General features: G+C 54.9%; 26 protein-coding genes. 19 read left to right on the top strand and 7 right to left on the bottom strand.

Annotated elements, in window-relative coordinates; genetic code table 11:
- Positions 1-55: 55 nt before the first annotated feature.
- The 16 genes from RUDLU_RS0115000 to RUDLU_RS0115075 all read left to right on the top strand — a co-directional run bounded on the left by RUDLU_RS0115000 (position 56) and on the right by RUDLU_RS0115075 (position 15,414).
- Positions 56-358, top strand: coding sequence for a GxxExxY protein (locus tag RUDLU_RS0115000; RefSeq protein ID WP_019989217.1), 303 nt, complete (start codon positions 56-58; stop codon positions 356-358).
- A 21-nt stretch (positions 359-379) separates the two neighbouring features.
- Complete coding sequence (locus RUDLU_RS0115005) at positions 380-1,174, top strand: sugar isomerase domain-containing protein (protein ID WP_019989218.1); 795 nt, start codon at positions 380-382, stop codon at positions 1,172-1,174.
- A 9-nt stretch (positions 1,175-1,183) separates the two neighbouring features.
- Complete coding sequence (locus RUDLU_RS0115010; protein ID WP_019989219.1) at positions 1,184-1,576, top strand: nuclear transport factor 2 family protein; 393 nt, start codon at positions 1,184-1,186, stop codon at positions 1,574-1,576.
- Between the two features lie 2 nt (positions 1,577-1,578).
- Positions 1,579-2,112, top strand: a complete 534-nt coding sequence (locus tag RUDLU_RS0115015) for a GNAT family N-acetyltransferase (protein WP_019989220.1) — start codon at positions 1,579-1,581, stop codon at positions 2,110-2,112.
- Positions 2,113-2,391: 279 nt separating this feature from the next.
- Complete coding sequence (locus RUDLU_RS0115020; protein ID WP_019989221.1) at positions 2,392-3,420, top strand: methionine synthase; 1,029 nt, start codon at positions 2,392-2,394, stop codon at positions 3,418-3,420.
- 92 nt (positions 3,421-3,512) lie between these two features.
- Positions 3,513-4,949, top strand: a complete 1,437-nt coding sequence (gene pyk / locus RUDLU_RS0115025; protein WP_019989222.1) for a pyruvate kinase — start codon at positions 3,513-3,515, stop codon at positions 4,947-4,949.
- Positions 4,950-5,031: 82 nt separating this feature from the next.
- Positions 5,032-5,991 (top strand): stage II sporulation protein M, encoded by a 960-nt coding sequence (locus tag RUDLU_RS0115030; RefSeq protein WP_019989223.1) that lies wholly within the window; start codon positions 5,032-5,034, stop codon positions 5,989-5,991.
- A gap of 52 nt (positions 5,992-6,043) precedes the next feature.
- The gene (locus RUDLU_RS27490) at positions 6,044-6,886 is read left to right on the top strand and encodes a hypothetical protein (RefSeq protein ID WP_019989224.1); all 843 of its coding nucleotides are present in this window, start codon (positions 6,044-6,046) and stop codon (positions 6,884-6,886) included.
- Positions 6,879-7,724: a DUF4129 domain-containing protein gene (locus RUDLU_RS0115040; RefSeq protein WP_169578046.1), complete on the top strand. Its 846-nt coding sequence runs from the start codon at positions 6,879-6,881 to the stop codon at positions 7,722-7,724. The genes RUDLU_RS27490 and RUDLU_RS0115040 overlap by 8 nt, the downstream gene beginning before the upstream one ends.
- Positions 7,721-8,908, top strand: coding sequence for a DUF4350 domain-containing protein (locus tag RUDLU_RS0115045; protein WP_019989226.1), 1,188 nt, complete (start codon positions 7,721-7,723; stop codon positions 8,906-8,908). The genes RUDLU_RS0115040 and RUDLU_RS0115045 overlap by 4 nt, the downstream gene beginning before the upstream one ends.
- 48 nt (positions 8,909-8,956) lie before the next feature.
- Complete coding sequence (locus RUDLU_RS0115050) at positions 8,957-9,925, top strand: AAA family ATPase (RefSeq protein ID WP_019989227.1); 969 nt, start codon at positions 8,957-8,959, stop codon at positions 9,923-9,925.
- A gap of 25 nt (positions 9,926-9,950) precedes the next feature.
- The gene (locus RUDLU_RS0115055) at positions 9,951-11,054 is read left to right on the top strand and encodes a hypothetical protein (protein ID WP_157580224.1); all 1,104 of its coding nucleotides are present in this window, start codon (positions 9,951-9,953) and stop codon (positions 11,052-11,054) included.
- Positions 11,054-11,884, top strand: coding sequence for a tetratricopeptide repeat protein (locus RUDLU_RS27495; RefSeq protein ID WP_019989229.1), 831 nt, complete (start codon positions 11,054-11,056; stop codon positions 11,882-11,884). The genes RUDLU_RS0115055 and RUDLU_RS27495 overlap by 1 nt, the downstream gene beginning before the upstream one ends.
- A 30-nt stretch (positions 11,885-11,914) precedes the next feature.
- Positions 11,915-13,267 carry a DUF58 domain-containing protein gene (locus tag RUDLU_RS0115065; protein ID WP_019989230.1) on the top strand — a complete coding sequence of 451 codons (1,353 nt, stop codon included), beginning with the start codon at positions 11,915-11,917 and terminating at the stop codon, positions 13,265-13,267.
- 117 nt (positions 13,268-13,384) lie between these two features.
- Positions 13,385-13,945: a GNAT family N-acetyltransferase gene (locus RUDLU_RS0115070; RefSeq protein WP_019989231.1), complete on the top strand. Its 561-nt coding sequence runs from the start codon at positions 13,385-13,387 to the stop codon at positions 13,943-13,945.
- On the top strand, positions 13,942-15,414 hold the full coding sequence (locus RUDLU_RS0115075) for a M20 family peptidase (RefSeq protein WP_019989232.1): 1,473 nt from the start codon (positions 13,942-13,944) through the stop codon (positions 15,412-15,414). Before RUDLU_RS0115070 ends, RUDLU_RS0115075 begins: the two co-directional genes overlap by 4 nt.
- A 77-nt stretch (positions 15,415-15,491) precedes the next feature.
- Here the strand turns inward: RUDLU_RS0115075 and RUDLU_RS0115080 are convergent, their stop codons facing one another.
- The 4 genes from RUDLU_RS0115080 to RUDLU_RS0115095 form a co-directional block, all read right to left on the bottom strand.
- Entirely contained in the window at positions 15,492-15,713 is a 222-nt protein-coding gene (locus tag RUDLU_RS0115080; RefSeq protein ID WP_019989233.1) for a hypothetical protein, read from the bottom strand.
- Between the two features lies 1 nt (position 15,714).
- Positions 15,715-16,632: a twin-arginine translocase subunit TatC gene (tatC, locus tag RUDLU_RS0115085; RefSeq protein WP_019989234.1), complete on the bottom strand. Its 918-nt coding sequence runs from the start codon at positions 16,630-16,632 to the stop codon at positions 15,715-15,717.
- 90 nt (positions 16,633-16,722) lie between these two features.
- Positions 16,723-18,030, bottom strand: coding sequence for a serine hydroxymethyltransferase (locus tag RUDLU_RS0115090; RefSeq protein ID WP_019989235.1), 1,308 nt, complete (start codon positions 18,028-18,030; stop codon positions 16,723-16,725).
- 170 nt (positions 18,031-18,200) lie between these two features.
- The gene (locus RUDLU_RS0115095; RefSeq protein ID WP_019989236.1) at positions 18,201-19,097 is read right to left on the bottom strand and encodes an AraC family transcriptional regulator; all 897 of its coding nucleotides are present in this window, start codon (positions 19,095-19,097) and stop codon (positions 18,201-18,203) included.
- 204 nt (positions 19,098-19,301) lie between these two features.
- Here RUDLU_RS0115095 and RUDLU_RS0115100 point away from each other — a divergent pair, with 204 nt between their 5' ends.
- Both RUDLU_RS0115100 and RUDLU_RS0115105 read left to right on the top strand, forming a co-directional pair.
- Positions 19,302-20,135: a phytanoyl-CoA dioxygenase family protein gene (locus RUDLU_RS0115100; RefSeq protein ID WP_019989237.1), complete on the top strand. Its 834-nt coding sequence runs from the start codon at positions 19,302-19,304 to the stop codon at positions 20,133-20,135.
- A 181-nt stretch (positions 20,136-20,316) separates the two neighbouring features.
- Positions 20,317-22,419 carry a protein-disulfide reductase DsbD family protein gene (locus tag RUDLU_RS0115105; RefSeq protein WP_019989238.1) on the top strand — a complete coding sequence of 701 codons (2,103 nt, stop codon included), beginning with the start codon at positions 20,317-20,319 and terminating at the stop codon, positions 22,417-22,419.
- A gap of 181 nt (positions 22,420-22,600) precedes the next feature.
- On the opposite strand, the gene RUDLU_RS0115110 is transcribed toward RUDLU_RS0115105, so the two are convergent.
- The gene (locus tag RUDLU_RS0115110) at positions 22,601-23,296 is read right to left on the bottom strand and encodes a porin family protein (protein WP_027303086.1); all 696 of its coding nucleotides are present in this window, start codon (positions 23,294-23,296) and stop codon (positions 22,601-22,603) included.
- 205 nt (positions 23,297-23,501) lie between these two features.
- On the opposite strand from RUDLU_RS0115110, the gene RUDLU_RS0115115 reads away from it, so the two are divergent.
- Positions 23,502-24,314, top strand: coding sequence for a lysophospholipid acyltransferase family protein (locus RUDLU_RS0115115; RefSeq protein WP_044130387.1), 813 nt, complete (start codon positions 23,502-23,504; stop codon positions 24,312-24,314).
- A 5-nt stretch (positions 24,315-24,319) separates the two neighbouring features.
- Here RUDLU_RS0115115 and rlmN read toward each other — a convergent pair whose 3' ends face one another.
- Positions 24,320-25,405, bottom strand: a complete 1,086-nt coding sequence (gene rlmN, locus RUDLU_RS0115120; RefSeq protein WP_019989241.1) for a dual-specificity RNA methyltransferase RlmN — start codon at positions 25,403-25,405, stop codon at positions 24,320-24,322.
- Between the two features lie 56 nt (positions 25,406-25,461).
- Positions 25,462-25,992: a CvpA family protein gene (locus tag RUDLU_RS0115125; protein ID WP_044130389.1), complete on the bottom strand. Its 531-nt coding sequence runs from the start codon at positions 25,990-25,992 to the stop codon at positions 25,462-25,464.
- Positions 25,993-26,018 lie beyond the last annotated feature (26 nt).

Genomic DNA, 26,018 nt, shown 5'->3' on the forward strand with positions numbered 1-26,018 from the left:
ACCGATTGAAGGGATGTGAACGGATTTTTAGTACTGATTTTTTACTGAAAGGCTTATGAACGAAAATAGCGATCTGTTGCATAAGGAGACGACGGAAGTAGTGATTGCAGCTTACTACAAAGTCTATAATAAACTTGGGTACGGCTTTCTGGAAAAGGTTTACGAAAATGCGTTAGCGCATGAGCTAAGGCTACAGGGCATTCAGTGTGAGACTCAGCAGGCGATCAACGTATTCTATGAAACAGAACGAGTAGGTTCTTATTTCGCTGATCTCGTAGTGGAAGACTGTGTTGTTGTCGAGCTGAAAGCTGCTGAAACGATTTTACCAGAGCATGAACATCAGCTTAAATCCGTTTAATCCGTGTTCCCTTCAAACGCAATGATCACCGACTATTTACAAAAGTGCAGAGCCATTCTCGACACCGTCGAAGCCCAGCAATCCCAGATCGAACAGGCCGCCCGGCTCTTTGCCAACACCATACTCGCCGGCCGCATGGTCCACGTATTCGGGTCGGGGCACAGCCGGATCATGGTCGAAGAAATGTGGCCCCGGTACGGCTCGTTTCCGGGTTTCAACCCCATTGTGGAGTTGTCGCTTACGTTTCATAACCTCGTGGTAGGCGCCAACGGGCAACGGCAGGCCATGTTTCTCGAAAATGTGCCCGGCCTCGCCGACCGTATCCTGCGTAACTTCGACCTCTCGGAGCAGGACACGGCGCTGGTTATTTCATCGTCGGGTTGCAACGTAGTGCCCATTGAGATGGCCGAACTATTCCAGCAGCGGGGGGTGAAGGTGGTGGCCCTGATCACCAAAGACCATGCCGCCCAAAGTACCAGCAAGCGGGCCGATGGCAAAAAGCTAAGCGACTTTGCCGACCTGATTCTCGACACGGGGGCGCCCGTGGGCGATGCCATGGTGCAGGTGCCGGGGCTCGATACGCCCGTGGCGCCCGGCAGTACGGTGGGTGGGGCCGTAATTGTGAACACCATTAAGGTCGAGGTGGCCCGTCTGCTCACCGAAGCCGGGCATCCGCCCCGTGTGCTCAGTGCCGGGGCCGTAGTAGGCGCCGAGCGGGCCGTTGAACTCTTCGAGGCCGCTTACGACGAACATGCGCACCGGCTGGCCAAACTCTACGCGCAGGTGGGCGTACCGAGTTATGTGAGTGGTTCTTAACTTTACTCCATGAAATACGTATTCTTTATCGCCTGCCTACTGGGGCTGACGCCCGCCCTCCGCGCCCAGCAGGAGGCTCCCGAAAAAGTGGTGCAACGGCAGCTCGAAGCGTATAACGCACAGAATCTGGCGGCTTTTGTAGCTACCTATGCCGACAGCATCGAGATTTACCGATTCCCCAACAAGCTACAAATGCAGGGTAAGGCGGCCCTCGAAAAGTCGTACGGTGAACTGTTCAAAAACAACCCGAACAATTACGCGGCACTGCTGGGCCGGATTGTGCAGGGAAACACCGTAATTGATCAGGAAAAAGTAACCGGCCGGGGCGACCGCGAGGTGCGGGCTACGGCTATTTACGAAGTAAAAAACGGACTGATCCGGCGCGTGTGGTTCGTGTATTGAGTATGATCCAAACCCCACGACTGACCATTCGGCCGCTGACCCTCGAGCAGCTTCAACTGCACGTAGCCGATAGTACCGGGCTCGAAGCGTCGCTTGGTTTGCAACCCGGCCACCGCGAAGTGACCGAGCCACTCCTGTCGGTAATTACGCATTTTACAGTGCCGCGCCTGAAAGACCCCGCCCTTGATCCGCTCTACCACACCATCTGGATTGCGGTTGACCGCGACCGGCAGCAGATTGTGGCCGATGCCAAATTCAAAGGCGAGCCCGACGAAACCGGCACCATTGAAATTGGGTATGGCACGTACCCGGCTTTTCAGGGACAGGGCTACATGACCGAGATGGTACGCGGGCTCCTGGGCTGGGCATTTGCGCAACCGGGGGTGTTGCGCGTGATGGCCGATACCGATGCCGACAACCTGGCCTCACAGCGGGTGTTGCAAAAGGTCGGTTTCCGGTTCATGGAAAAAACGGACGACTTACTTTGGTGGGAATATCCGGTAACTCAGGAGTTAGTATTCAATGAACGGGAGTAATGGTATCTTGACGATCACTTTAGCGCCCTCGATGCGTTGACGGAGTTGTTTACGTATCTGGATATAAGTCAGACAGAATTAAATGTAAAGTGAAAAGTGTAAAATGTACAATGATATAGCTGATTATCAGTAGGTAACGCAATTGTACATTATACGTTTTACATTGTTCATTCACTTAAAATGGGCTCCTGTGTACAAGCAACAGGGTAATCCGTTAACCAAAGCCATTGACGAGCTTGACGAGTTGAAATGGTTTTCAATCCCTAAACCCCAAACACCTTGCAACCTGTACCCATCAAAACAACCGTAGTGGGCTCCATGCCCTTTCCCGGCTGGCTCGAATTTGCGAGCCAAAACCTGAACGCCTTCGGCCCGGCCGACATTCAGGAGATGATTGAAGATGCCGTGATTGCGTCGATTCACGATCAGGTATCGGCCGGTCTCGACGTCATCACCGACGGCGAACAAACCCGGTTCGATTTCAACCTGTCGTTTTACGGCTATATCCGGGGTATTCAGAACAACGATACCGAGTTGCGCCGGTTTGGCCCGCCCGCCCACGATCAGCGTGGTAAGCACAACATTGTGGAGCCGCTCACGGCCCCGCGCGGGTTGGGGGTAGTCGAGGAGTACGAGCGTCTGAAACGACTCGCCCCCGCCGGGCAGGGCGTTAAGGTGTCTATTCCGGGGCCTTACACGCTCAGCGGCCGGTTGCTGCCGGGGCATCATTACAAAGATCGATGGGATGTGACCGAGGCTCTGTTGCCGCTGGTGCGGAAGGAGATCGAAGACCTCGTAGCATTGGGTGTGCCCGAAATTTGCGTCGATGAGCCGTCGATGTCGTGTTATGCCTACCGCGAAGACACCAAGCGGTTTGTCGATATTTTCAACCGGACGGTGGCTCCGGGCGTGGGCAAAACCCGCCTGTCTATGCACCTCTGCTTTGGGAATTACAAAGGCCGGTCGGTGGGGAAAAAGACCATCGCACCCATGTTGCCCGATTTTCTGGACATGACCGTCGATGAGTTGCACTCGGAGATGACCATCCTGAATTTCTCGGAAATACACTTGCTGGAGCGTTTTGCCGAGCGGTTCGACGTAGCCGTGGGGGTAATTGACGTAAAAAGTTATTACATCGAAACCCCCGACGATGTGGCCGGGCGCATCCGGCAATGCCTTCGGTACGTACCCGCCGATAAGTTGGCTGTAGCGCCCGATTGCGGCCTTAGTCAGACAGCGCGCTGGGCCGCAAAGCAGAAATTAACCAACATGGTAGCCGGTGCCAAACTCGTTCGGGCTTCGTTATAATCGGCTCTTTGCAAAATTTTCGCGTTCATTTACGGCTATACGGTTATTTTTGTCCCCGTTGTTGGTGAAATCGACCCAAGCATAGCGTCCTCATGTCCAAGAAAACCAAGATTGTTGCCACTGTTGGCCCGGCTTCCGAAGCGAAAGATCAGTTGCTGGCGCTGGCAAAAGCCGGAGTAAATGTTTTTCGTCTGAATTTTTCCCACGGAACCCACGAAGATCACTTAGAGCGCGTTAAACGTATTCGCGAACTGAATGAGGAGTACAACCTGAACCTGTGCATTTTGCAGGATTTGCAGGGGCCCAAAATCCGGATTGGTAACGTCGAGAACAAAGATGGCGTGATGCTGCTGCCGGGAAGTCGGCTGACGTTTACCAACGATGATATTATCGGGAATTCCGAACGCGTGAGTACACCCTACAAGGATATGTACAAAGACGTTCACCCCGGCGAGCGAATCCTGATGGACGACGGCAAGCTGGAAGTGCGCGTGATCGAAACGCAGGGTACCGACGTAATTACGGAAGTCGTTTACGGCGGCCCCATGAAGTCGAAGAAAGGGGTAAACCTGCCCAATACGAAGGTGTCGATGCCGGCCGTGACCGAAAAAGACTGGGCCGACCTCGACTTTGGCCTCGAAAACGATGTAGAGTGGATTGCCCTCTCGTTTGTCCGCGAAGCGTCAGAAATCCTCGAAATTAAAGAATACATCCGGTCGAAAGGCAAAAAGTCGCGCGTGATTGCTAAAATCGAGAAGCCCGAAGCCATTGCCAATATCGATGAGATTGTAGCCGCTACCGATGGCCTGATGGTAGCCCGCGGTGACCTCGGTGTGGAACTACCGGCCGAAGAGGTACCGATGATCCAGAAAATGCTGGTGGAAAAGTGCAACCGGGCCGCCAAGCCCGTGATTGTGGCGACGCAGATGCTCGAAAGCATGATTGACGCGCCCCGCCCCACCCGCGCCGAAATTAACGACATTGCCAACTCGGTACTCGACGGAGCCGATGCCGTCATGCTCAGCGCCGAAACGGCGTCGGGTAAGTACCCGATTCTGGCCGTCGAGAGTATGGCCAACACCATTCGTCAGGTAGAGGCTTCGACCGACAAAATTTATTTCCGGTACCACGCCCACGTCAACGAGGAGCCGACCGAGAACGTCCTGAACGACAACGTGGTAATGAGCGCCTGCCGACTGGCCCGCGATACCAAAGCCAAAGCCGTGATCGGCATTACAACCTCGGGTTACACGGCCTTCCGGTTGTCGCACCACCGCCCCAAAGCCGATTTGTACATTTTCTCGGCCGATGCGCGCCTGCGGAATCAGCTTGGGTTGTATTGGGGGGTGCAGGTGCTGCCCTACGCGCCCGACGCCGACAGCACGATTGATCAGACCGTTGATAAGATCAAGGATGTGTTGCTGGAGCAGGGTGCCCTCGAAGCCGGCGACATCTTTATCAATACCCTGAGTATGCCACTGGCTAAGCGTAGCAAAACCAATACGGTGAAGCTGAGCGTAGTTGACTAACGGTTTTCAGCTGAATACAAAACCTGCCAGTTCGTAAGAGCTTGCAGGTTTTTTTGTATCTTGACTGCTTAACCGTGGCCTCATGCGCGAAGCAGCTTTTATCCGGCGCAACACCGAAAAGTGGCGCTCGTACGAAGAAAACCCAACCACCGACCCCGACGAGCTCACCGACCGGTACATTGAACTGACCGACGACCTTTCGTACGCGCGGACCTTCTACCCCGATTCCAACATTACCAAATACCTCAACAGCGTGGCCGGCCGCATGCACCGGGGTCTGATGCAGAACAAACGCGATGATCAGAACCGGTTTGTCCAATTCTGGACGCACGAGTTGCCCATGTTGTTTCGGCAGTCGCACCGGCTGTTGCTGGTGTCGGCGGTGTTTTTTGGGCTGGCCTGCGCGGTGGGGTGGCTGTCGGCGGCCAATGACAGTACGTTTGTGCGCCTTATTCTGGGCGACGGCTACGTAAACATGACCCTCGAAAACATCAAAAAAGGTGACCCCCTGGGTGTTTATAGCCGCGAAGACGGGGCCAGTATGTTTTTGGCCATTACCGTGAACAACATCGGGGTGTCGCTGCGCACGTTTGTGGCGGGGGTGCTGGCATCGTTCGGCACCATCGTGATCCTGTTTTACAACGGTGTGATGCTGGGAGCCTTTCAGTATTTCTTTTACGAGCGGGGCCTGTTACTGGAGTCGGTACTGAAAATCTGGATTCACGGTACTCTCGAAATTTCGGCCATCGTCATTGCCGGTTGCGCGGGCCTGACCGTGGGCAACAGTATCCTGTTTCCGGGGACGTACTCCCGGCTCGAATCGTTTAAACGGGGGGCCAAACAAGGTCTGAAAATCGCTATTGGCCTGATTCCAATTTTCGTGGTGGCCGGTTTTCTCGAAAGTTACGTGACCCGGCTCACGCTGCCGCCTGTAATTAGTGCGGCTATTATTGCGGTGTCGGCCGGGTTCATTGGCTGGTATTTTATCTGGTATCCAATTCAGTTAAACAACGAGCAAGGAACAACGAACAGTACTCACTAATGCAAAGCTCGCCTGTTCGTTGTTCCTTGCTCGTTGTTCACTGTTCATTGTTATGATGCAGCTTTATCAGCAGCGCGATTTTGGCGCGAAAATCAACGCTACCTTTCGCTACCTCGTGCAGCATTTCCGCAGCCTGGGGCTGTCCCTGTTGTACATTGCGGGGCCGGTGGTGCTGGTGGCGGGTATAGCGAGTGGGCTGAGCGAATCGTCGGTGCGGGGTAACCAGTTTGGGCTGTTCAGCCGGGCGTCGCTGCTGAGTTTTGGGGCGTACCTGCTGGCGTTCTGGCTGGTGCCGATGGTCACCTACGGGCACATGAGTGTGTACGGGCGGGGCGAGGTGCCGGTGCTGGTCGGGGCGGTCTGGCGTGAAGTTCGCCGGGGGTTCGGGCGGGCCGTTGTAGCTATTGGTCTGTACGGGCTGGCCTATGGATTGGGGTCGGTGTTCTTTTTCGTGCCGGGTCTTTACTTCGGCGTCACGCTCTCGCTCATGCTGCCGATTGTGTTTCTGGAAAACAGTGGGCCGTTCGATGCGCTGGGCCGGAGTATGACCCTGATTCAGAACAACTGGTGGTCAACGCTGGGGCTGCTGGTGGTGATGGGGCTCGTGTACGTATCTCTGTTGAGCCTGATTGTGGTGCCTACCTTTCTTTGGGAAATTGTACGCAACGTGTTTCAGCTGCCTGCCCTGCCTCCGCTGGCCCTCGCGTTTCTGGGCGCTTTGCTGGTGCTGGCCCTGCTGTTGTTTTCGGTGGTGGTGGTGCTGGCTGTGGGCTTTCAGTACCTGAATCTGGTTGAAAAACGGGAGCATATCGGCCTGATTACCCGCATCGACTCCATCGGTACGGCCGCACCCGAAACAACTCCATCACACACAGACGATGAATGGTATGCGTAAGCTCGTGTTTTACGGTGTGCTCCTCGTGCTGGGGCTGGGTAGTCCGGTGGCGGCCCAACGCGCTTCGACCGACTCGACGGTGGTGGCCGATAGCAGCCGACGCGAAACGGATACCCTCGAAACCGACGAACTGGACGAATATTTTGTGGATGGTGTGCCCGAAAACCCGTCGGATACGGTAGCGGTAAACGCCCCCGACGACCGCTCAACCCCGGCCGTGCGTTACCCCACCGCTGAGCAACTAAACGAATACCGGCAAGACCGTGCGTACCAATACGGCGACGATGTACCCCCGCCCGAAAGCTTCATCGGTAAATTGCTGAACTGGTTTTTTCGGAATCTGCGTGAGTTTTTCGCCAGTCCGTCGTACCAGAATTTCTGGCGGTACGTCATTCTGCTGGCCGTGGCGGCTCTGGTGGTGTACCTCGGCGTGAAGGCCGAATTTCTGGGGTTCCTGTCGACTGGCCGGGGTGGCCGGACGACGCTCGACTACGAAACCCTGACCGAAGATATTCACCGGATCGACTTTGCGAAGGAGCTGGAAGCTGCCACCGAAAAAGGGAATTTCCGGTTGGCCGTGCGGCTACTGTACCTGCAAGCGCTGAAGCAACTGGCCGACCGCCGACTCATTGACTGGAAGCCCGACAAAACGAATCAGCAGTACGCCTACGAGCTGGCCGGGCAACCGTTTGGCCCTATGTTCAACACCCTCACCCGCGATTTTGAGTACGTCTGGTACGGTAACTTTCCGGTCGGCAAAGAGCAGTTTGCCCAGATTCAGGAGCAGTTCGGTTTGTTTGGTCGTCAGTTGCCCACCCTAAACCCGGCCCGCTCATGAAATTCAACCGCTACTTTTTCATCCTGCTGGCGTTTGTGCTGGCCTATGGGCTGTTTGAGTTTTACCGTCCCAAACCCATTGACTGGTCGGCATCCTACCGCAACACCGACAAGATTCCGTTCGGTACGCGGGCTTTGTATGAGTTGCTGCCCTCGGTGATGGGGCAGGCTTCGGTAAAAAGCGTGCGGTTACCAGTGTACAATTTTCTGACCGAGTTGAAACCCGTAACCCCCAGTAATTACGTGTTTGTGGCTCGCTCGCTCCGGTTCGATGATACCGATGTGCGGCAGTTGCTCCGGTACGTAGGGCGGGGCAACGCGGCCTTTTTATCGGCCTATTATTTCCCCGATACCCTCGGCCGGGTGTTGGGCTTCCGGGCGTTGGTGAAACCGCCCCGGCTCAAAGACACCCTGCTGACTAACCAGTTTACCAACCCTGCTCTGCAAAAGCGCGGAGGCTATAATTTTTTTCACGACGACGGGCGCAACTATCTCGTTACCAAAGACGCCCGCAACACGGTAGTGCTGGCCCGCAACAGCCGTAACGAGCCGACGTACATCCAGATTCGCTACGGTAAGGGCTTTTTTTACATTCATAACCTGCCGCTGGCCCTGACCAATTTCTTTGTGCTCGACCGTAAAACGAGCGACTACGCGTTCAAAACGCTGTCGTACCTGCCCGCCCGCCCAACCTATTGGGACGAGTACCAGAAACAGGGTCGCTTCGACGACGATGAGCAGTCTATTTTTCGGTACGTGCTGAGTCAGCCCGCCCTGACGTGGGCGTATTACCTGCTGGTAGTGGGACTGCTTCTGTACGCGTTGCTGGCGGGCAAGCGCACCCAACGCGTGATTCCGGTGGTGGAGCCCCCTCGTAATACCTCGCTTGAATTTGTGCAGACCGTGGGCCGGGTGTATTACCAGCAAGGCGACCATAACCACTTGGGGCAGAAGATGATTCAGTTTTTTCTGGCTCACCTGCGCGAACGCTACGGGCTGGTCACCACCACGCTCGATTCTGAATTTGCCGAAGCCCTCAGCCGCCGAACGGGCGTTGAACTATCCGACGCGCAGGATCTGGTACAGGCCTTGCAGGCGGCCCGGCGCACCGTAACCCTTTCAGAAGAAGATGTGCTGATTCTGAACGGAAAAATTGAGAACTTTCGGCAGGCAGTGGCCAATTGACGGCCCTTTCTGCTCTCCTTTTGTCTGGACTTCCGACTAACCACGTATATGTTCGAATCCCGTATTGATTTACAAAGTCTAACCGATACCGTCGCCACCATCCGCGCCGAGGTGGGCAACGTGCTCGTTGGGCAATCGCATACGCTCGACCTGCTGCTGACGGCCCTGCTCGCCGACGGGCATGTGCTTCTGGAAGGCGTGCCGGGTGTAGCAAAAACCCTCACGGCCAAGCTGCTGGCAAAAACCATTTCGGTGCAATTCAGCCGGATTCAGTTTACCCCCGACCTGATGCCTTCCGATGTGCTCGGTACGTCGGTGTTTCAACCCAAAACGGGGGAGTTTCTGTTTCGGCCGGGGCCGGTGTTTGCCAACATCGTACTCATCGACGAAATAAACCGCGCCCCGGCCAAAACGCAGGCGGCCCTGTTTGAGGTTATGGAAGAACGGCAGGTTACCAACGACGGCACCACCTACCACCTCGACCCGCCCTTTATGGTGCTGGCCACCCAAAACCCGGTGGAGCAGGAGGGAACCTACCGGCTTCCCGAGGCCCAACTCGACCGATTTCTGTTCAAAATTGTGGTCGATTACCCCGAAGCCGACGATGAGGTGGCTATTCTGCGCGGGCACCATCAGCGCCGACACCTGACCGATGCCATTGCGGCCGTGCAGGCCGTGCTCACCGCCGACCAATTGACTCAGTTGCGCGACAGTGTGCAGCGCGTGCATGTGGAAGACAATCTGTTTGGCTACATCGCGCAGATTGTACGCGACACTCGGTCCAATAAATCGTTATATCTGGGGGCCTCGCCCCGGGCGTCGGTGGCCTTGCTCAACAGTGCCAAAGCCCTGGCAACGTTGCGGGGTCGTGATTTTGTAACGCCCGAAGATGTGCAGGAGCTGGCTTACCCGGTACTCCGGCATCGGGTGTTGCTTACGCCCGAACGCGAGATGGAGGGCGGCACCGCCGACGAGGTAATTGGGCAGATAGTGGAACGGATTGAGGTGCCCCGGTAAGTGAACGCATACCCAGTAATAACGAATGAAAACGGTACAAACGGATGGGTTACGAATAAGTCAGCGAAGACCGGTGCGGGTTTTTCTGGGTATTTGGGGCCTATTGCTGGCCTATTTAGCCCCCGCCCAGCCACTCACGCGTGAGGCCCTCACCGGACGCTGGATTGGGGTGGCTATCGAGTACGACCTGGATCGGGTTTGCCCACTTGTCGCCTACATGGACCTGCGCCCCGACAGTACCTGGCAGTTGGGGCGGCTCGATAACACCGACGAGCCCCGAACGGGTACGTGGGCGCTGACCGGGCCGGTGTTGCGGCTCGATACCACGCACTACGCGCCGGGCCTGGTTACACTCCAGGGGAATCAGCTACGCATTGGGCAGGTGGTGCCCCTGACGTTCCGGCGGTTTCGGGCTGTGACTATGGACAAGCAGGTGGTGTGGCAACGGCTGGCGGGGCAGGTATGGCAATCGGACCGGGTAGAGTATCTGTTTGCGGCCGATGGGCGGGTGGGCCTTCGGAATCGGCAAACCCGGACCCAAACCGCCCATTATGCCCAACTGACCGAACTGGATGGATCGGTGTTTTTGCTCATTCGGGGCAGTGCCGGTCAGCAATCTGGCGATGTGCGCGAGTGCTGGCAGGTGGTGAGCAATGAGGTGGGTACCATCCGGTTGGTTGGCAGCTCAGGGCCCGACAGTTGCCACGAAACCCTCCGTTGGGTGCGGGCCTTAGGGTCGGGCGAACCCCTCGGCCCGACGGGGTTTCAGACCTGCGCCAACTGTATGCGGGCCAACTTTGGTATGTTTTCGGTAAACCCGGCAAGTCTGCGGAAAACAACCGCCCTGTTGCGCCAACAATACAAACCTGTCGATGTGCCCGATGCGACGGGTTTAATTCGGGTGTCGTTTGTGCAAAACTGTCAGGGCGAGCGCGGACCGTTGCAATTTCAGGAATATAGCGCCGACTACAAACGGCGTCTGTTTGATAAACGAATAACCGATCAGCTGCGGATGCTGATCAATAGTCAGTTGCCGGGTAGCTTGTTTAGCGATCCCGACCGGCAATACGATATCGATGTTTCATTGACGATTCGGCTCTCGAATGGTCAGATTACGGACGTCTTCTGATGAAAGCCTCATTGCTCCTGTTTCTGGCCATTTGCCCGCTGCTGGCATACCCGCAGCGGGGGCGTGTCGGTCTGATTCGGCCGGGTGACTCGACGGTGGAACTGGCCTGGCTTTTGACTCTTAACCGGAATACGCAGACCGTTTATTGGGGCGTTGGCCCTAAAAAAATGCTCGCCCGGCTTGATACCACGGCTGCCGTTACGGGCGAAACCCTGAGCCGGAAAGCCATGGCGTATCTGACGCAGGGCGACTACGAAAAAGGGGTTGCACTGCTCGAAAAAAGCACCCAAATCGACCCGAAACAGTATCGCAACGCCGGAAGCGTTTACCTCTACACCCTCCGCGATTATGACCGGGCCCTCCATTACCTCAATGCGTTTGACGCGCTCACGCCCGGCTTCGACGATACCGACGGTATTTATCCGGTTAGCTACCATAAAGGCCTTGCCCAGCGTAATTTGGGGCACCATGCCGAAGCTATTCGGGAGTTTAGTATCGGTATTGATTCGCTCGCCAAAAAACACGGAGCCGAGTGGGTCAACTACAAACAGTACGTGAGCCGGGCCATCGCGTATCTGGCCCTACAACAACCCGACAAAGCCTTGGCTGATCTGGAACAGGCGGCCAAAAACGCCACTTCCGAAAGCCCGCTGGTCTTGTTTTACCAGGCCCGGGCGTACCGGCAGATGGGTCGCCCGACCGATGCCCGCCGGGCGTTGCAGGATGCGCAGTTTTTCTGGCAGGCCAACCGCGTAAAAGGCATCACCCAACCCGAAGATTCGAACAACCCGGTTACGGAAGAAGACATCGAAGCTGAATTAAGTAACTGATTACCTCCTGACCCCGCTACCGCCCTCCCTATGACCTTTATTCGTGCCCTGTACGTCTCAATCCGGTTCTGGCTTACCTGGCTGGGGTTTGCCGTAGCGTTTGTGTTGGCGTATGCCTTTCCCGTTTTGTTGCCTTTGGTGCAGGTGGCTCTGGCTGTGTTTGGGTTGCTGGTGCTGATCGAGGCCCTTTTGTTGTTTCGGCCAACGGGGCCAAATGCTTTGTTTGCCCGACGCGAAGCCCCCGACCGGTTCAGCAATGGCGACGCGAACCCGGTGACGATTTTTCTGGAAAGCCGCTACCCGTTCAGAACACCGGTCGACGTAATTGACGAAATTCCGGTGCAGTTTCAACGGCGCGACGTCTTGTTTCGGGCCACGCTGAGCCCCCGCGAGTCGCAGTTGATTCGGTATCAGTTGCGGCCTACCCGCCGGGGTGAGTACCGGTTTGGTGCGCTCAACGTGTTTGTGATGACGCCCCTGCAATTGCTCAAACGCCGGTTTCGGTTCGATGCCGACCAGATGGTGCCCGTGTACCCATCGTTTTTACAGATGCGCCAGTACGAGTTGCTGGCCGCTACCAACCGACTGAACGAAGTAGGCATCAAACGGATCCGCCGAATTGGGCATAGCATGGAGTTTGAACAGGTGCGCCCCTACACACCCGGCGACGATATTCGGACGATCAATCACCGGGCTACGGCCCGCCGAACCAACCCGGCCGGTATCGAACTCATGGTGAATGCCTATCAGGACGAACGCTCGCAGCCGGTGTATTGCCTCATCGACAAGGGCCGTGTGATGCGTGCACCGTTTGAGGGGCTCACCCTGCTCGATTACGCCATCAATGCGTCGTTGGTGTTGAGCAACATTGCCCTGCTCAAGCAAGATCGGGCGGGTATTCTGACCTTCGCCAACGAGGTGAATCAGGTGTTGCCCGCCGAACGCAAGCCGGGGCAGCTTCAGAAAATTCTGGAACTGCTGTACCGGCAGCGAACCGGCTTTCTCGAAACCGACTACGAGTCGCTGACCCTCACGGTGCGCCATACCATCCGGCAACGGAGCCTGTTGCTGTTGTTTACTAATTTCGACACGGCCAATGCCCTCCACCGGCAGTTGCCGTATCTGCGCCGGATGGCCAAAGATCACTTGCTGCTGGTTGTCTTTTTCGAGAATACCGAACTGCGTAGCCTGCTCGACAAACCCGCTCTGACCACCGAGGAGGTGTACATGAAAACCATTGGCGAGAAGTTTAGCTTCGAAAAGCGGCAGATTGTGCGGCAGTTGCAGCAGTACGGCATTCAGACCATCCTGACGGCCCCCCAAAACCTGACCGCCAACACCGTAAACAAGTACCTCGAACTAAAAGCCCGGGGCATGATTTGACTCTTCAGTGCTGAATTTTAGATGTTGGACACCAGACGATAGACTTTTTTACAGAATGGTAGTACGTCTAACGTCTGAATGTCCAGTACTGAAATTTGTTTCCTAACTTTTTGAAGAATGCCACGTATCCGTTTTGCAACCCCTTCCGATTTTCCGACTATTGAACACATTGCCCGCCAAACCTGGCCCGTCACGTTTGGCGAGATTCTATCGGCTGATCAAATTGAATACATGCTTGGCTGGATGTACAGTCAGGCGTCGCTGACCGAGCAGGTTGACCAGAAAGGCCATGTTTTTCTGATTGCCCAAACCGACACGGGTGAGCCGGTGGGGTATGTGTCGTATGAGCTGAATTACGGGCAGAGCGATCCCTCCGGTGGCGTTTCTCCAAACGAACTACCATCTGTACCAGCCCCGCCAGTAATCACCAAAATTCACAAGCTCTATTTGCTGCCCCAAACCCAGGGGCAGGGTCTCGGGCGGTTGCTGATTGAGGAGGTTGGGCGCCGGGCGCAGGCAGCAGGTAACACCGCCCTTGCCCTGAACGTGAATCGCCAGAACCGGGCCGTGCAGTTTTACGAGCGTCTGGGCTTTAGCATCGCTAAAACCGAAGATATCGATATCGGTAACGGCTTTCTGATGCAGGATTACGTCATGCTGAAATCCCTGAGCGCATGAAAAAAATAGTTACGATTCTGGCTGGGGGGCTTTTGGGGCTCATCGCCCTGTTGCTGGTCAATACGTTCCGGTTTAGCTCGAAACAACTGACCGACGTACCCCCGGCTCCCGCGCTAAACAACTTCTCGCCCGATTCGGCGGCTGCGCGGCTGGCCGAGGCTATCCGGTGCCGTACGGTGTCGTACACCGATTATTCGCTCACCGATACCACGCAGTTCGACAAGTTTATTGCCCTCATTCGGCGGCAATTTCCCCGGCTCCACAGCCGACTCACGCTACAAACCGTGAATCAATACGGCCTGCTGTACACCTGGACGGGCAAAAATCCGGCCTTGCCTCCGGTGTTGCTGCTAGGGCATTACGATGTGGTGCCGGTGATTCAGGGTACCGAGCGACTCTGGAAACGACCGCCTTTTGCGGGCCTGATTGAAGGTGGCTACGTGTACGGGCGCGGCACGGTCGACGATAAAACAACGGTGATGGGTCTGCTCGAAGCGGTGGAGTACCTGCTAGGTACCAACTATCAACCCGACCGAACCGTGATGCTTGCCTTTGGGCAGGACGAAGAAACCCTGGGGCAACGCGGTGCCCAGTCGATAGCGGCTTTGTTAGAAAAACAGGGCGTGCGGCCCGCCATGGTGATTGACGAAGGTGGTACGGTGAAAATGGACGGGATTCCGGGTTTTGAAAAGCCGGTGGCTCTGGTGGGTATTGGCGAGAAAGGCTACGTTAGTCTGGAGCTGACCGCCACGGGCGAAGGCGGCCACTCGTCTATGCCTCCTCGCCAAACCAGTATCGGTATTGTGGCGGCTGCGGTGGCTAAACTGGAACAAAACCCGTTTCCGGCCCGGCTCGATGCCGGTATTGAGCAACTGTTTGGCTACGTAGGCCCCGAAATGGGCTTCGGCAACCGGCTGGTATTTGCCAATGTGTGGCTGTTTGCGCCCGTGGTGAAACAAATTTTGAGTGGCTCCACCGCGGGTGATGCTACCCAACGGACCACAACGGCGGCTACCATTATGCGAGCGGGCCAAAAAGACAATGTGTTGCCCATCGACGCCACCGTGACCGTTAACTTTCGGATTCTACCCGGCGAAACCGCGCAAACGGTCACCGAACGGGTCAAACAAGTCATTGACGATGAGCGGGTATCAGTTACCGTGCTGGGCAAACTGAACAACCCTTCGTCTCTGTCGGATCCCGATGCGCCCGCATTTGGGCAGTTACATCGGAGCATCCGGGCGGTGTTTCCCGAGGCTGTGGTGGCTCCCTACCTGATGCTGGGCGCTACTGACGCCCGTTTTTACCGGAGTATCTGTCCGAATGTGTATCGGTTTATGCCTATTCGGATGACCGATGAAACACTGAAACTACCCCACGGGACCAACGAACGGGTTTCGGTGAAAGACTACGCCGACATGGTCAGGTTTTACGTAACGCTCATCCAGAATACGCAAGGGGGTAACTGACAGAGCATTAAAAACAAAAAAACTCGAACGAGGCCTCGTTCGAGTTTTTTCTGAAATATAAAGCCAATCGCGACCGGTTAGTTGTTCGTGTCGCTCCCTTTGATGGATTCGTAACTTGATTTCAGGCGGCCCATTTCCTTAGCCAGAAACGTTTGCAGTTCGGCGTTGAAAACATCCTTCTGATCGTCGGGTAGCGACGCGTACAAATCTTTCAGTTCCTGATTAATAGCGGCCCGTTCTTCGTCGGTAGCTGCGTTGATGGAACGGTAATGGTATTGGCGAAAATTGAATGTTGACATACTACGAAAAGTCAGAATTCTGCACGTCGTTCTTCGCATTCTCGGCAAGCTCTTTTAACCGTGCGCGTTCAATAGAGCCCGATACCCAGATACTTACCTCGTACAAAATAGCCAGGGGCAATGACACCAGCACCTGACTGTAAATATCCGGCGAAGGGGTAATCAGACCCGAAATAATCAGGATTACGATGAACGCGTGTTTCCGGTACGCCCGCATAAACGAAGGAGTAAGTACTCCTACTTTCGAGAGCACGAAGGCCACTACCGGCATCTGGAACATAATGGCGCAACCCACGCAAAGCGTAATCAGGGTACCAATGTACGACGTGATATCGTACTGGTTCTGAATGGATTCGTCGAGCTGGTAATTGGCTAGGAAGTTGATGGCTAAGGGCGATACAATGTAATACCCGAAGAAAAGACCCATCAAAAATAGCATCGACACATAGAACGTAGCTCCGCGGGCGGCTCGCCGTTCGCTGGTGCGCAGACCCGGTTTAATAAATCGCCACAACTCCCAGAACGCGTACGGAAACGCGAAGCACAACCCGATGATTACCGCTGATGTAATACTCATGGTAAACTGATCGGCCATGCCCAGGGCCTGTAATTTAAAATCCAGCTTCTTTACACACAGGTCGGCATAGCCCGTAAAATCGGCCAGCTTACACATTTGCTGGTAGGTCCAGAAGTCCGGGCGGCTGGGTCCTAAAATAACGACCCGGTAAATGTCTTTGATGAAAATAAACGCAACCAGACCAAATACCAGAATGGCCGCGAGGGCCCGGATAATGTGCCAGCGGAGCTCTTCCAGATGTTCCAGAAACGACATCTCGGTCCCATCTTCATGGGGTTCGTCCTGATGTTCCTGGGTTGGCTCGTCGTATGGGTACTCGTTGAAATCTTGGTCGAGTGGCATTTTGTAAAGAGTGAAAGGTGAAAGAGTGAAAGAGTGATTGGGGTGAGCGTTCACCGCTCTTTCACTCTTTCACTCTTTCACTCTTTAAGTTTAAGCATACAACGGAAACGCCTTCATCCATTCGTTGATTTCCTCTTTAATGGATGAAAGGCGGCTGTCGTTGTCGTGGTTCATCAGCACTTCGTCGATATATACGACGATCTGCTCCATATCCGATTCTTTCATGCCCCGGGTAGTCATGGCGGCCGTTCCGACCCGCATACCTGAGGTTACCATCGGCGACTTATCGTCGAACGGAACCATGTTCTTGTTGATCGTGATATCGGCCTTGATGAGGGAATTTTCGGCCAGCTTACCGGTCAGGTTAGTGGCGTTGCCCCCTTTGGTACGGAGGTCGATGAGCATCAGGTGGTTGTCGGTGCCGCCCGAAATAATCGAGTAACCCCGGTCTACAAACGCTCGGGCCATGGCCTGCGCGTTGGCCTTTACCTGCTGGGTGTATTCGGCGTACTCATCGCTCAAAGCTTCGCCAAACGCAACGGCTTTGGCCGCAATAATGTGCTCGAGCGGGCCGCCCTGCGTACCGGGGAACACCCCCGAATCGAGAAGCGACGACATCAGGCGCAGCTCACCTTTGGGGGTCTTGATGCCAAACGGATTTTCGAAGTCATTGCGCATCATGATCAGACCCCCGCGTGGGCCCCGGAGGGTCTTGTGGGTAGTAGTGGTAACAATGTGGCAATGATCGAAGGGATCGTTGAGGAGTTTCTTGGCAATCAAACCCGATGGGTGCGAAATATCAGCCAGCAAAAGGGCGCCAATCTGATCGGCAATGGCCCGGAGCCGGGCGTAGTCCCAATCGCGGCTGTAAGCAGAGGCCCCGCAGATCATCAGTTTGGGGCGCTCGCGCATGGCCGTTTCTTCTACTTTGTCGTAGTTGATAACACCGGTTTCGCGCTCTACGCCGTAGAACGTCGGCCGGAAGTACTTACCCGAAATGTTCACGGGTGATCCGTGTGTCAGGTGGCCACCGTGCGAGAGGTCGAAGCCCAAGATGGTGTCACCGGGTTGCAGGCAGGCCAGAAAAACGGCCGTGTTGGCGTTGGCACCTGAGTGGGGTTGAACGTTGGCCCAGGTAGCGCCGAAGAGTTCTTTTACCCGGTCGATGGCCAGTTGTTCGATCTGGTCAACTACTTCACAGCCACCGTAGTAGCGTTTGCCCGGCAAGCCCTCGGCGTATTTGTTGGTAAGCACGCTCCCGGCGGCTTCCATGACGGCGGGCGAAACGAAGTTTTCGGAAGCAATCAGCTCAATACCCGATTCTTGCCGGTGCTGTTCTTTGGCAATGAGGTCAAATACCTGCGCATCGCGGGTGCTAGCGGTCGTTGCAGTGATCATAGTTGGACGCGAAAAAGATGCAGGAGCAGCCAAACGTCTGCTCGATTAACTGGCTATCGCCCACAAAAATAAAGGTTTTCGGGCAGGTATGCGAACGATGCATCCGAGATCGGCCGGAGATTTAATGGTTAATTGGGTTGGGCCGGGTCAAGCATCCGATTTCAACGTCATCATGCGGGCCATTTGTCGGCCTGCTGACGGCGGGGAAGCCGGTTTCGGGCGGCAATCTGGTACTTGAGCGGGGTGGTATTGGTATGGAGCCGAAACTGCCGGTGGAAGTGCGAAATGTTGTTGAAGCCGCATTCAAGGGCTACCTGCCCCACGCTCAGGTCGGCCTGCGCCAGAAGTTTGCGGGCGTGGCTGATTCGGAGTTCGTTGAGGTATTCGACAAAAGATTTGCTGGTACGCCGACGGAAATACCGGCAGAAGGCCGCCGGAGCCATGCCCGCTACTGAGGCAATCTGGTCAATGCTGATCTCACCCTTAAAATGGCTCAGCATATAGTCGAGAACCCGTTTCATGCGTTCGGTTTCGGCCTCGCTCACTGAGAGCTGATACCCATCGCTCGCGAGCAACACAAAATCGGTGTCGCGGCTGAGTTCGTTGAGCAACGTCAGAAAAGCGAGCAGCCGGTCCATCCCCTGCCGGTGAAGCAACTGCTCCATGTGCGGGCGCACTCGCCCCGATGTTGCCGCCGAAAAGCGTAGCCCGTACTGCGCCCGTTTGAGCATTTGGCAAATCGCTTCGGCCTCGGGCAGGTGTTTCAGGATGGTATCTTCAAACGTAGCCGGAAACTGAACAACAACGGCTTCGGCGGGGGCCTCGGCCGGTAGCATGTCATCGTTACGCCAGAAATGCGGTAGGTTTGGGCCCACCAGCACCAGATCGTCGGCGTCGAAAGCGCCGATATGATCGCCCACAAACCGTTTGCCGCTGCTTCGGACAATACAGGTTAGCTCGTACTCCGGGTGGTAGTGCCAGGGGGCATCGAACTGAGGCATGCGCACCTGCTTTACCAGCAGAGAGCTCTGCTCGCCAATCGTAACCTTCTCAAAAAGTGCTTTCATGGCAGGGTCGGAATAACCAGAATGGCTACACGGAAGCCAATTGGTACATATTGTAGCATTTTAACGTACAAAAGAGCGGTATTTTTTTGGGCTTGTCAAGATCGTACATAAATGCGCAAAGAGGTCGAATATTTTCTTAGAATTGTTCAAATAAATTTGCCCTATCAATGAAGAATGTATAATTTGACGGGCTAATAGACACGTATGATTGTTCAAACGGATAAAAAGGCACTTTTGGAGGAGTTGAACACCCCCTATCAGGTACCGGCCGAAGCCATCGACACGTATCGCACCAAAGGGTATGTGAAGCTCAAGCAGGTACTGAGTCCGGCTGTGCTGGAGTATTATGGGTCTATTATTAGTGAGCAGGTTGTTCGGCTCAACACACTCACCAAGCCCATGGAGGAGCGTACCACGTATGAGCGAGCTTTTTTGCAGATCATGAACCTCTGGCGCGAAGACGACGAGGTAAAGGAGTTTGTGTTTTCGCGTCGGTTGGCCCAAATCGCTACGGATCTGATGGAAGTGAACGGTGTGCGGCTTTACCACGATCAGGCTTTGTACAAAGAGCCGTCGGGGGGGATTACGCCCTGGCATGCCGATCAGTTTTACTGGCCACTGGCTTCGCCCAAGACCATTACTGTCTGGATTCCGTTGCAGGAAACGCCCATGCAGATGGGCCCCCTGGCTTTTGCCGAAGGGAGTCAGCACGTTGAAATTGGGCGCGACATTGAAATTAGTGACGATAGTGAGCGGATTTTATCGGACGAATTGCAACGGCAAAATTTTCCGATGAACGACACGCCCTTTGACCTGGGGGAGGTGAGCTATCATGCCGGCTGGACGTTCCACCGGGCCGGGCCTAACACCTCCGACCGGCCCCGGAAAGTAATGACCATGATTTACATGGATCAGGATCAGGTGGTTATGCAGCCTCGCAACAGCTATCAGGTGGCCGATTTGGCGGCCTGGCTCGACAATGCGCCGGTAGGTAGCAAACCGAGTAGTTATCTGAACCCCGTATTATTTAGCTATTAACAGTTACTTCATAGGTTGGTAATGCATACACCGCCCGGAATGCTTTCCGGGCGGTGTTTTTTATGTTAAAACCGAACCTGTGCCTGATGGTCTTACTTTTGCTACACGTTCAATGGAAATAATTTTGCATTGAACGTGTTATGAAATGCGTATGGCTTGTACCTACTACAAATCACCAACCATGAAGACATTGCCAGCCCTCTGGGCGCTTTTGATATTGCCTCTTTTATCGCTGGGTCAAATTCAGAAAAATCCGGCTACCTGGTCGTTTAGCCTCGACAAGCCGACTGCCAATGCGGGCGACATTGTGACGGTACGTATAAAAGCTGTTATTGACGATGGCTGGTACGTGTACTCCAATGATTTTGATCCAAACCTGGGTCCCAACATTGCCGTTGTTACCATTAACCCAAGTGCCAACTACGAAGCCGTAGGCAAGGCTACACCGGTAGGGGCCAAGGAAAAATACGAAGAAATATGGCCCGGCAATGTGCGATATTTTACCAGGGAGGCTCTGTTTCTGCAAAAAGTAAAGATCAAAAAGGCAGGGACCGTGATTGCCGGGAACATCAATTTCTCGACCTGCTCAACCAAAGACGGTACCTGCCTGCCCCCTGCCGATGCCCCGTTTGAACTGACGGTTCAGGCCGGAGCGGCTACGGGCCCGGCGAGTGCTACAGCGACCAAGCCGCTGAGTGCTTCTATCACGACGGCAACGGCCGTAGCGGCTACCTCAGCCGAAACCGATACGGCGGCTACAGTAGACAATGCCGAAACTTCGTCGGCGGCCCCTGTTGTGGCCGACCCGACCGAGTCGCTTACGGCGGTAGAAGGCACCGAAACCGACGCGGCCGATGGCTCACTCTGGGCGTTTGTGCTCACAGCTTTTCTGTCGGGGTTAGTGGCTTTGCTCACGCCCTGCGTGTTTCCGATTATCCCGATGACGGTCAGTTTCTTCACCAACCAGAAAGGTGGAGCCTGGAAAGCCCTGCTGTATGGTTTATCCATTATTGGCATTTACGTGCTCATTGGCACCATCGTGTCGCGGATCAACGGCCCAGCCTTCGCCAACTTTGTGAGTACGCACTGGTTGCCCAACGTCTTATTTTTTGCCGTCTTTTTTGTGTTCGGCCTGTCGTTTCTGGGGTTGTTCGAGATTGTGCTGCCCAGCTCGCTGGTCAATAAGGCCGATGCCCAGGCCGAGCGCGGTGGAGTAGTGGGGATTCTGTTTATGGCCTTCACGCTGGTGCTGGTTTCGTTTTCGTGCACGGGGCCTATTGTGGGAAGCCTGCTGGTGGCTTCGGCGGGGGGCGAGGTGATCAAACCTATTGTGGGTATGGCAGCTTTCTCGTCGGCGTTTGCTATTCCGTTTACCCTGTTTGCTTTGTTTCCGCAGTGGCTCAAGAGCCTGCCCAAATCGGGCGGCTGGCTCAACTCAGTCAAAGTGGTACTGGGTTTTCTGGAACTGGCGCTGGCTCTTAAATTCCTGAGTATTGCCGATCAGGTGTACCACTGGGGTCTGCTCGACCGGGAAGTATTTCTGGCGTTCTGGGTCGTTATTTTTGCCCTGATTGGCTTTTATCTGCTCGGCAAAATCCGGTTGCCGCACGACAGCGAAACCAAAATGGTGAGTGTGCCCCGGTTGTTGCTGGCTATTTTGACCTTTGCCTTTGTGGTGTACATGGTGCCGGGCTTGTGGGGCGCTCCGCTCAAGGCGTTGGCGGGTTATCTGCCCCCCGAAACCTCACAGGACTTTAACATCAGTAGACAGTCAACAACGAACAACGAACAGTCGGCAACGAACAGCGGGGGCGCCCGTCGGCATGGGCAATTATTTAGCCTGCCCCACGGTCTGAACGGTTTCTTCGATTACAAAGAGGCTTTGGCCTACGCTAAAACGGTAAACAAGCCGGTATTTATCGACTTCACGGGTCACGGCTGCGTCAACTGCCGCGAAATGGAAGCCCGTGTGTGGTCGGAGGCACCGGTGTTGTCGCGGCTTCAGAACGACTATGTGGTGGTGGCGCTGTACGTTGATGATAAAACGGAGTTGCCGCAGTCGGAGTGGTACACCTCGACCTACGATCAGAAAGAGAAAAAGACGATTGGTGCCCAGAACGCCGACCTTCAGATTGTGAAATACAACAACAACGCCCAGCCGCACTACTGCCTTGTAGACCACGAAGGGAACCTGCTTGTGCGGCCGAAGAATTATGATCTGAATGCGAATAACTTCGCGAAGTTCCTCGACGCGGGCAAGGCGAAGTTTGCGGAAAAGGGGTAATTTATCAGACAGCTATTTCGGTAAAAAAGAAAGCCGGGTCCAAGTGGCCCGGCTTCTTTGATTCAGTTCGTAGGTTCAACAAAAACAATCTTTCATAAGGGGATGAGCAGCATTGATTCACTCAAGCACTCATTCGCTCAATATATCTTGCGTACTTCTGACGCTGTATTTCGGGTCACGGTTACTGTCCAATCGGGAACGAGTAGCCGAGCGATACACTAACCCCGCGGTTGCGAACGGGCAGCTGCACTACAGGTACCTCGATCTGGCGGGTGAGGCCATGCACGTAGCGGCCTTCGAGGACAAATTGTCCGGCACCGGCATTGAAAGCCAGGCCCAGGCCACCTACGCCACTTACATCCCAGCGGTTCATAACCCCGCCCAGCGGCACATTCAGATCAAACGGCTGCGTGCGAAACAGACCTTCGGCCCGGGCGCGCACCCGGCTGTCGGCGGCATAACTTACGGCTGGTCCGGCAATCAGGTATGGCTGTACTGAACTTTCGGTACTGGCCAGGTTGATCTTGGCCAGCAGGGGCAGATCAATATTGCGGGTTTGGAGGGCAATACGGGCACCCAACGGCACGGGTACGCCCAGCACATCAAACGAGAAGCTTTCGCGCAGGACCAACCCTTTCTGTGAGTAACCCAGTTCGGGCCGGAACGATACGCGCTCGCTCACCGGAATGTCGAGAAACAAGGCTCCCTGTGGGCCGGGCGACAGCTGGAAGCTGGGCGAATAATTGTCCAGAATAGCGGGTTTTGAGACGGTTCCCCAATGGGCGCCCCCACGGACGCCAAACTGTACTTGTGCAAAGGTTGAAGTGGTGGTGAAGAGGCCGATTGCCGCAGCAAAGGCGAGTACGATTCGTTTCATGGGAAGCAGATTCTTTAGTGCCAGCCCCGTCAGGCAAAATTCGTTTGGCCGGGTGTTTCTGGCTGTTTCTGGTTCTTTGACGAGCGCCGTGCGAAAAGGATTAACCGGGTAGGAAATTTTTTTTCTGTCTTTGTGCGATACAAGCCCGTTCACAAACAATGTACAGGGCTTGTATATTTACACTTTACGCGACAGCCCATTGATGATGAAATACGTTAAGCCAACCAAATTCAGTTATTTACCCAAGCCGCTTGCCCTGCTCGATGTGCTGGGCCTGTTTGAGTGCGATCCGTTTGGTAATTCACTGTTGGTGAAACGAATCCTGATCGGAACCATTGGTTGGTTTACCTACGCGCGGTACACGGTAGTAAACCGAATTGAGATTGAGGGGACGGAAAATATCGAGAACCTACCGATTAATAACGTGCTATTCCTGTCCAATCACCAGACCTACTTTGCCGACGTTATTGCCTTCTTCCACATCTTCTGTTCGGTGAAATGGGGCTTCAAAAATACCCTGCTGCCGCCCATGTACCTGTTTGGCCCACGAGCCCGTAACTATTACGTGGCTGCTTCGGAAACGATGAAAAAGGGGGTTCTGGCCCGTCTGTTCAGCATGGGCGGAGCGATCACGGTAGAGCGGTCGTGGCGGGCCGATGGGCGCGATGTTAAACGGGAGGTAGATACCTCCGCGGGTGAGAAGGTCGGTAAGGCACTTGCCCACGGCTGGGTGGTGAGTTTCCCGCAGGGGACCACCAGCCCGTATGCCCCTGTACGCAAGGGCACGGCCCACATGATTATGCAGAATCAGCCCATTGTAGTGCCTATCGTGATCAACGGGTTTCGGCGGGCGTTCGATAAAAAGGGGCTCCGGTTTAAGAAGCGCAACACCCTGTTGACAGTGCGGATTAAGCCCCCGCTTCAGATCGACCCCAACGACTCAGTCGATGATATTGTGGCCAAAGTACGAGCGGCCATCGAACAGGACGTGCCGGATTGGGTGGGAAGTAAGGAGTAGTCGGCTTACTTCTCTTTCCCCGCCAGCTGCCCGCAGGCGGCATCAATATCTTTACCCCGGCTCCGGCGAATATTGACCGTTACGCCCTTTGCGTCGAGAAAACCGGCAAACTTGTCGAGCGTTTGTGGATCGGTATTGGTGAAATTGGCCTCCGCAATTGGGTTGTACTCAATGATGTTAATCTTGGCCGGCACCCGCTTCGTAAACTCCCACAACTCTTTAGCGTCTTGCAGGGTATCGTTGAAGTTGTAAAAAACGATGTATTCAAACGTGACGCGCGTACCCGTTTTGCGGTAGAAGTAATTGAGCGATTCGGCCAGGTTCTTGAGCGAGTTGCTCTCGTTGATGGGCATAATCTGGTTCCGCTTTACGTCGTTGGCCGCGTGTAACGACAGGGCCAGGTTAAACTTCACCTGATCGTCGCCCAGTTGTTTGATCATCTTCGCAATACCAGCCGTCGATACCGTAATCCGCTTCGCCGACATACCCAGCCCATCGGGCGAGGTTATCCGATCGACGGATTCGAGCACGTTTTTGTAGTTCAGCAAAGGCTCGCCCATGCCCATGTACACAATGTTGGTAAGCGGAGCCTCGTAGTTGGCCTTAGCCTGCCGGTCAATGGCCACCACCTGATCGTAAATCTCGGCTGCGTCGAGGTTTCGTTTACGGTCCATGTAACCCGTTGCGCAAAACTTGCACGTGAGCGAGCACCCGACCTGACTCGACACACAGGCGGTCATGCGCGGGCCGCCCGTTGCGTCGGTGCGCTCACGGTCCTGAAGGGTGTCGTCGTTGCGCAAAGCCGGAATCAGCACTCCTTCCACCAGGTTGCCGTCGAACAACCGAAACGATGATTTGATGGTGCCGTCGTTACTGCGTTGTTCGGTAGCAACTGACAAAGGCCGGATTTCAAATGCCATTTCGAGCTTCTCGCGCAAAGGCACCGACAGGTTGCTCATCTGCCCAAACGAGTGCGCCGACTTTTTCCAGAGCCATTCGTGTACCTGTTTGGCCCGAAAGCCCTGCTCGCCGTTTTGCACAAACCAGTCTTTGATTTGCGTAGGGGTGAGTTTGCGGATGTCTTGTTTCATGAAGAAAGAGTGAGAGAGTGAAAGAGCGAATAAGGGACTGTTCTTGAGTCAAACGTTTACTCTTTCACTCTTTCACTAATTTTTTTTCCCGCTTCGAGGCCTTTAGGAACCCACACGGCGGCTACGTCCATCACTTTGGGGGCTACCGGCCGAATAAGGGGATATAAATACGTGTCTTTGGTTTGTTGGGGGGGCATTTGCACGCCCATATAGCTGAACAACCAGAGCATCACACTAATTCCAAACACCCACGTAAAGATGCCAACAGCGGCTCCGGCAAACCGATCGAAACTGCCGAGCAACGTTTGCCGGAGCGATTGGCGCAGCGAGTAGCCCATCCGGTTGACCATAAAGACAACCGGGAAGAAGATAATGGAGAAGCCGAGCCACGGCAAAAATTTGCGGGCCAGCTCGCGGCTGATATACGGGGCAAGCAGGTCGATGCCGAAGCTCAGAAACTTAAGCCCGACCACCATTGCCACCACAAAGGCAATTACGGCCACCACCTCGACCAGCAGCCCCTTGCGGTACCCGTTCCAGGCACCCCAAATCAGTGGAATCAGAATCAGAATGTCGAGGGTCTTCATAGCAATGAACAATAAACAACGAACAG

This window comes from Rudanella lutea DSM 19387 (assembly GCF_000383955.1).
Taxonomy (GTDB): domain Bacteria; phylum Bacteroidota; class Bacteroidia; order Cytophagales; family Spirosomataceae; genus Rudanella; species Rudanella lutea.

Coding starts and splice junctions, on each gene's coding strand:
- RUDLU_RS0115000 (WP_019989217.1), top strand. CDS start 56: ATGAACGAAAATAGCGATCTGTTGCATAAGGAGACGACGGAAGTAGTG.
- RUDLU_RS0115005 (WP_019989218.1), top strand. CDS start 380: ATGATCACCGACTATTTACAAAAGTGCAGAGCCATTCTCGACACCGTC.
- RUDLU_RS0115010 (WP_019989219.1), top strand. CDS start 1,184: ATGAAATACGTATTCTTTATCGCCTGCCTACTGGGGCTGACGCCCGCC.
- RUDLU_RS0115015 (WP_019989220.1), top strand. CDS start 1,579: ATGATCCAAACCCCACGACTGACCATTCGGCCGCTGACCCTCGAGCAG.
- pyk (WP_019989222.1), top strand. CDS start 3,513: ATGTCCAAGAAAACCAAGATTGTTGCCACTGTTGGCCCGGCTTCCGAA.
- RUDLU_RS0115030 (WP_019989223.1), top strand. CDS start 5,032: ATGCGCGAAGCAGCTTTTATCCGGCGCAACACCGAAAAGTGGCGCTCG.
- RUDLU_RS27490 (WP_019989224.1), top strand. CDS start 6,044: ATGATGCAGCTTTATCAGCAGCGCGATTTTGGCGCGAAAATCAACGCT.
- RUDLU_RS0115040 (WP_169578046.1), top strand. CDS start 6,879: ATGCGTAAGCTCGTGTTTTACGGTGTGCTCCTCGTGCTGGGGCTGGGT.
- RUDLU_RS0115045 (WP_019989226.1), top strand. CDS start 7,721: ATGAAATTCAACCGCTACTTTTTCATCCTGCTGGCGTTTGTGCTGGCC.
- RUDLU_RS0115050 (WP_019989227.1), top strand. CDS start 8,957: ATGTTCGAATCCCGTATTGATTTACAAAGTCTAACCGATACCGTCGCC.
- RUDLU_RS0115055 (WP_157580224.1), top strand. CDS start 9,951: ATGAAAACGGTACAAACGGATGGGTTACGAATAAGTCAGCGAAGACCG.
- RUDLU_RS27495 (WP_019989229.1), top strand. CDS start 11,054: ATGAAAGCCTCATTGCTCCTGTTTCTGGCCATTTGCCCGCTGCTGGCA.
- RUDLU_RS0115065 (WP_019989230.1), top strand. CDS start 11,915: ATGACCTTTATTCGTGCCCTGTACGTCTCAATCCGGTTCTGGCTTACC.
- RUDLU_RS0115070 (WP_019989231.1), top strand. CDS start 13,385: ATGCCACGTATCCGTTTTGCAACCCCTTCCGATTTTCCGACTATTGAA.
- RUDLU_RS0115075 (WP_019989232.1), top strand. CDS start 13,942: ATGAAAAAAATAGTTACGATTCTGGCTGGGGGGCTTTTGGGGCTCATC.
- RUDLU_RS0115080 (WP_019989233.1), bottom strand. CDS start 15,713: ATGTCAACATTCAATTTTCGCCAATACCATTACCGTTCCATCAACGCA.
- tatC (WP_019989234.1), bottom strand. CDS start 16,632: ATGCCACTCGACCAAGATTTCAACGAGTACCCATACGACGAGCCAACC.
- RUDLU_RS0115090 (WP_019989235.1), bottom strand. CDS start 18,030: ATGATCACTGCAACGACCGCTAGCACCCGCGATGCGCAGGTATTTGAC.
- RUDLU_RS0115095 (WP_019989236.1), bottom strand. CDS start 19,097: ATGAAAGCACTTTTTGAGAAGGTTACGATTGGCGAGCAGAGCTCTCTG.
- RUDLU_RS0115100 (WP_019989237.1), top strand. CDS start 19,302: ATGATTGTTCAAACGGATAAAAAGGCACTTTTGGAGGAGTTGAACACC.
- RUDLU_RS0115105 (WP_019989238.1), top strand. CDS start 20,317: ATGAAGACATTGCCAGCCCTCTGGGCGCTTTTGATATTGCCTCTTTTA.
- RUDLU_RS0115110 (WP_027303086.1), bottom strand. CDS start 23,296: ATGAAACGAATCGTACTCGCCTTTGCTGCGGCAATCGGCCTCTTCACC.
- RUDLU_RS0115115 (WP_044130387.1), top strand. CDS start 23,502: ATGAAATACGTTAAGCCAACCAAATTCAGTTATTTACCCAAGCCGCTT.
- rlmN (WP_019989241.1), bottom strand. CDS start 25,405: ATGAAACAAGACATCCGCAAACTCACCCCTACGCAAATCAAAGACTGG.
- RUDLU_RS0115125 (WP_044130389.1), bottom strand. CDS start 25,992: ATGAAGACCCTCGACATTCTGATTCTGATTCCACTGATTTGGGGTGCC.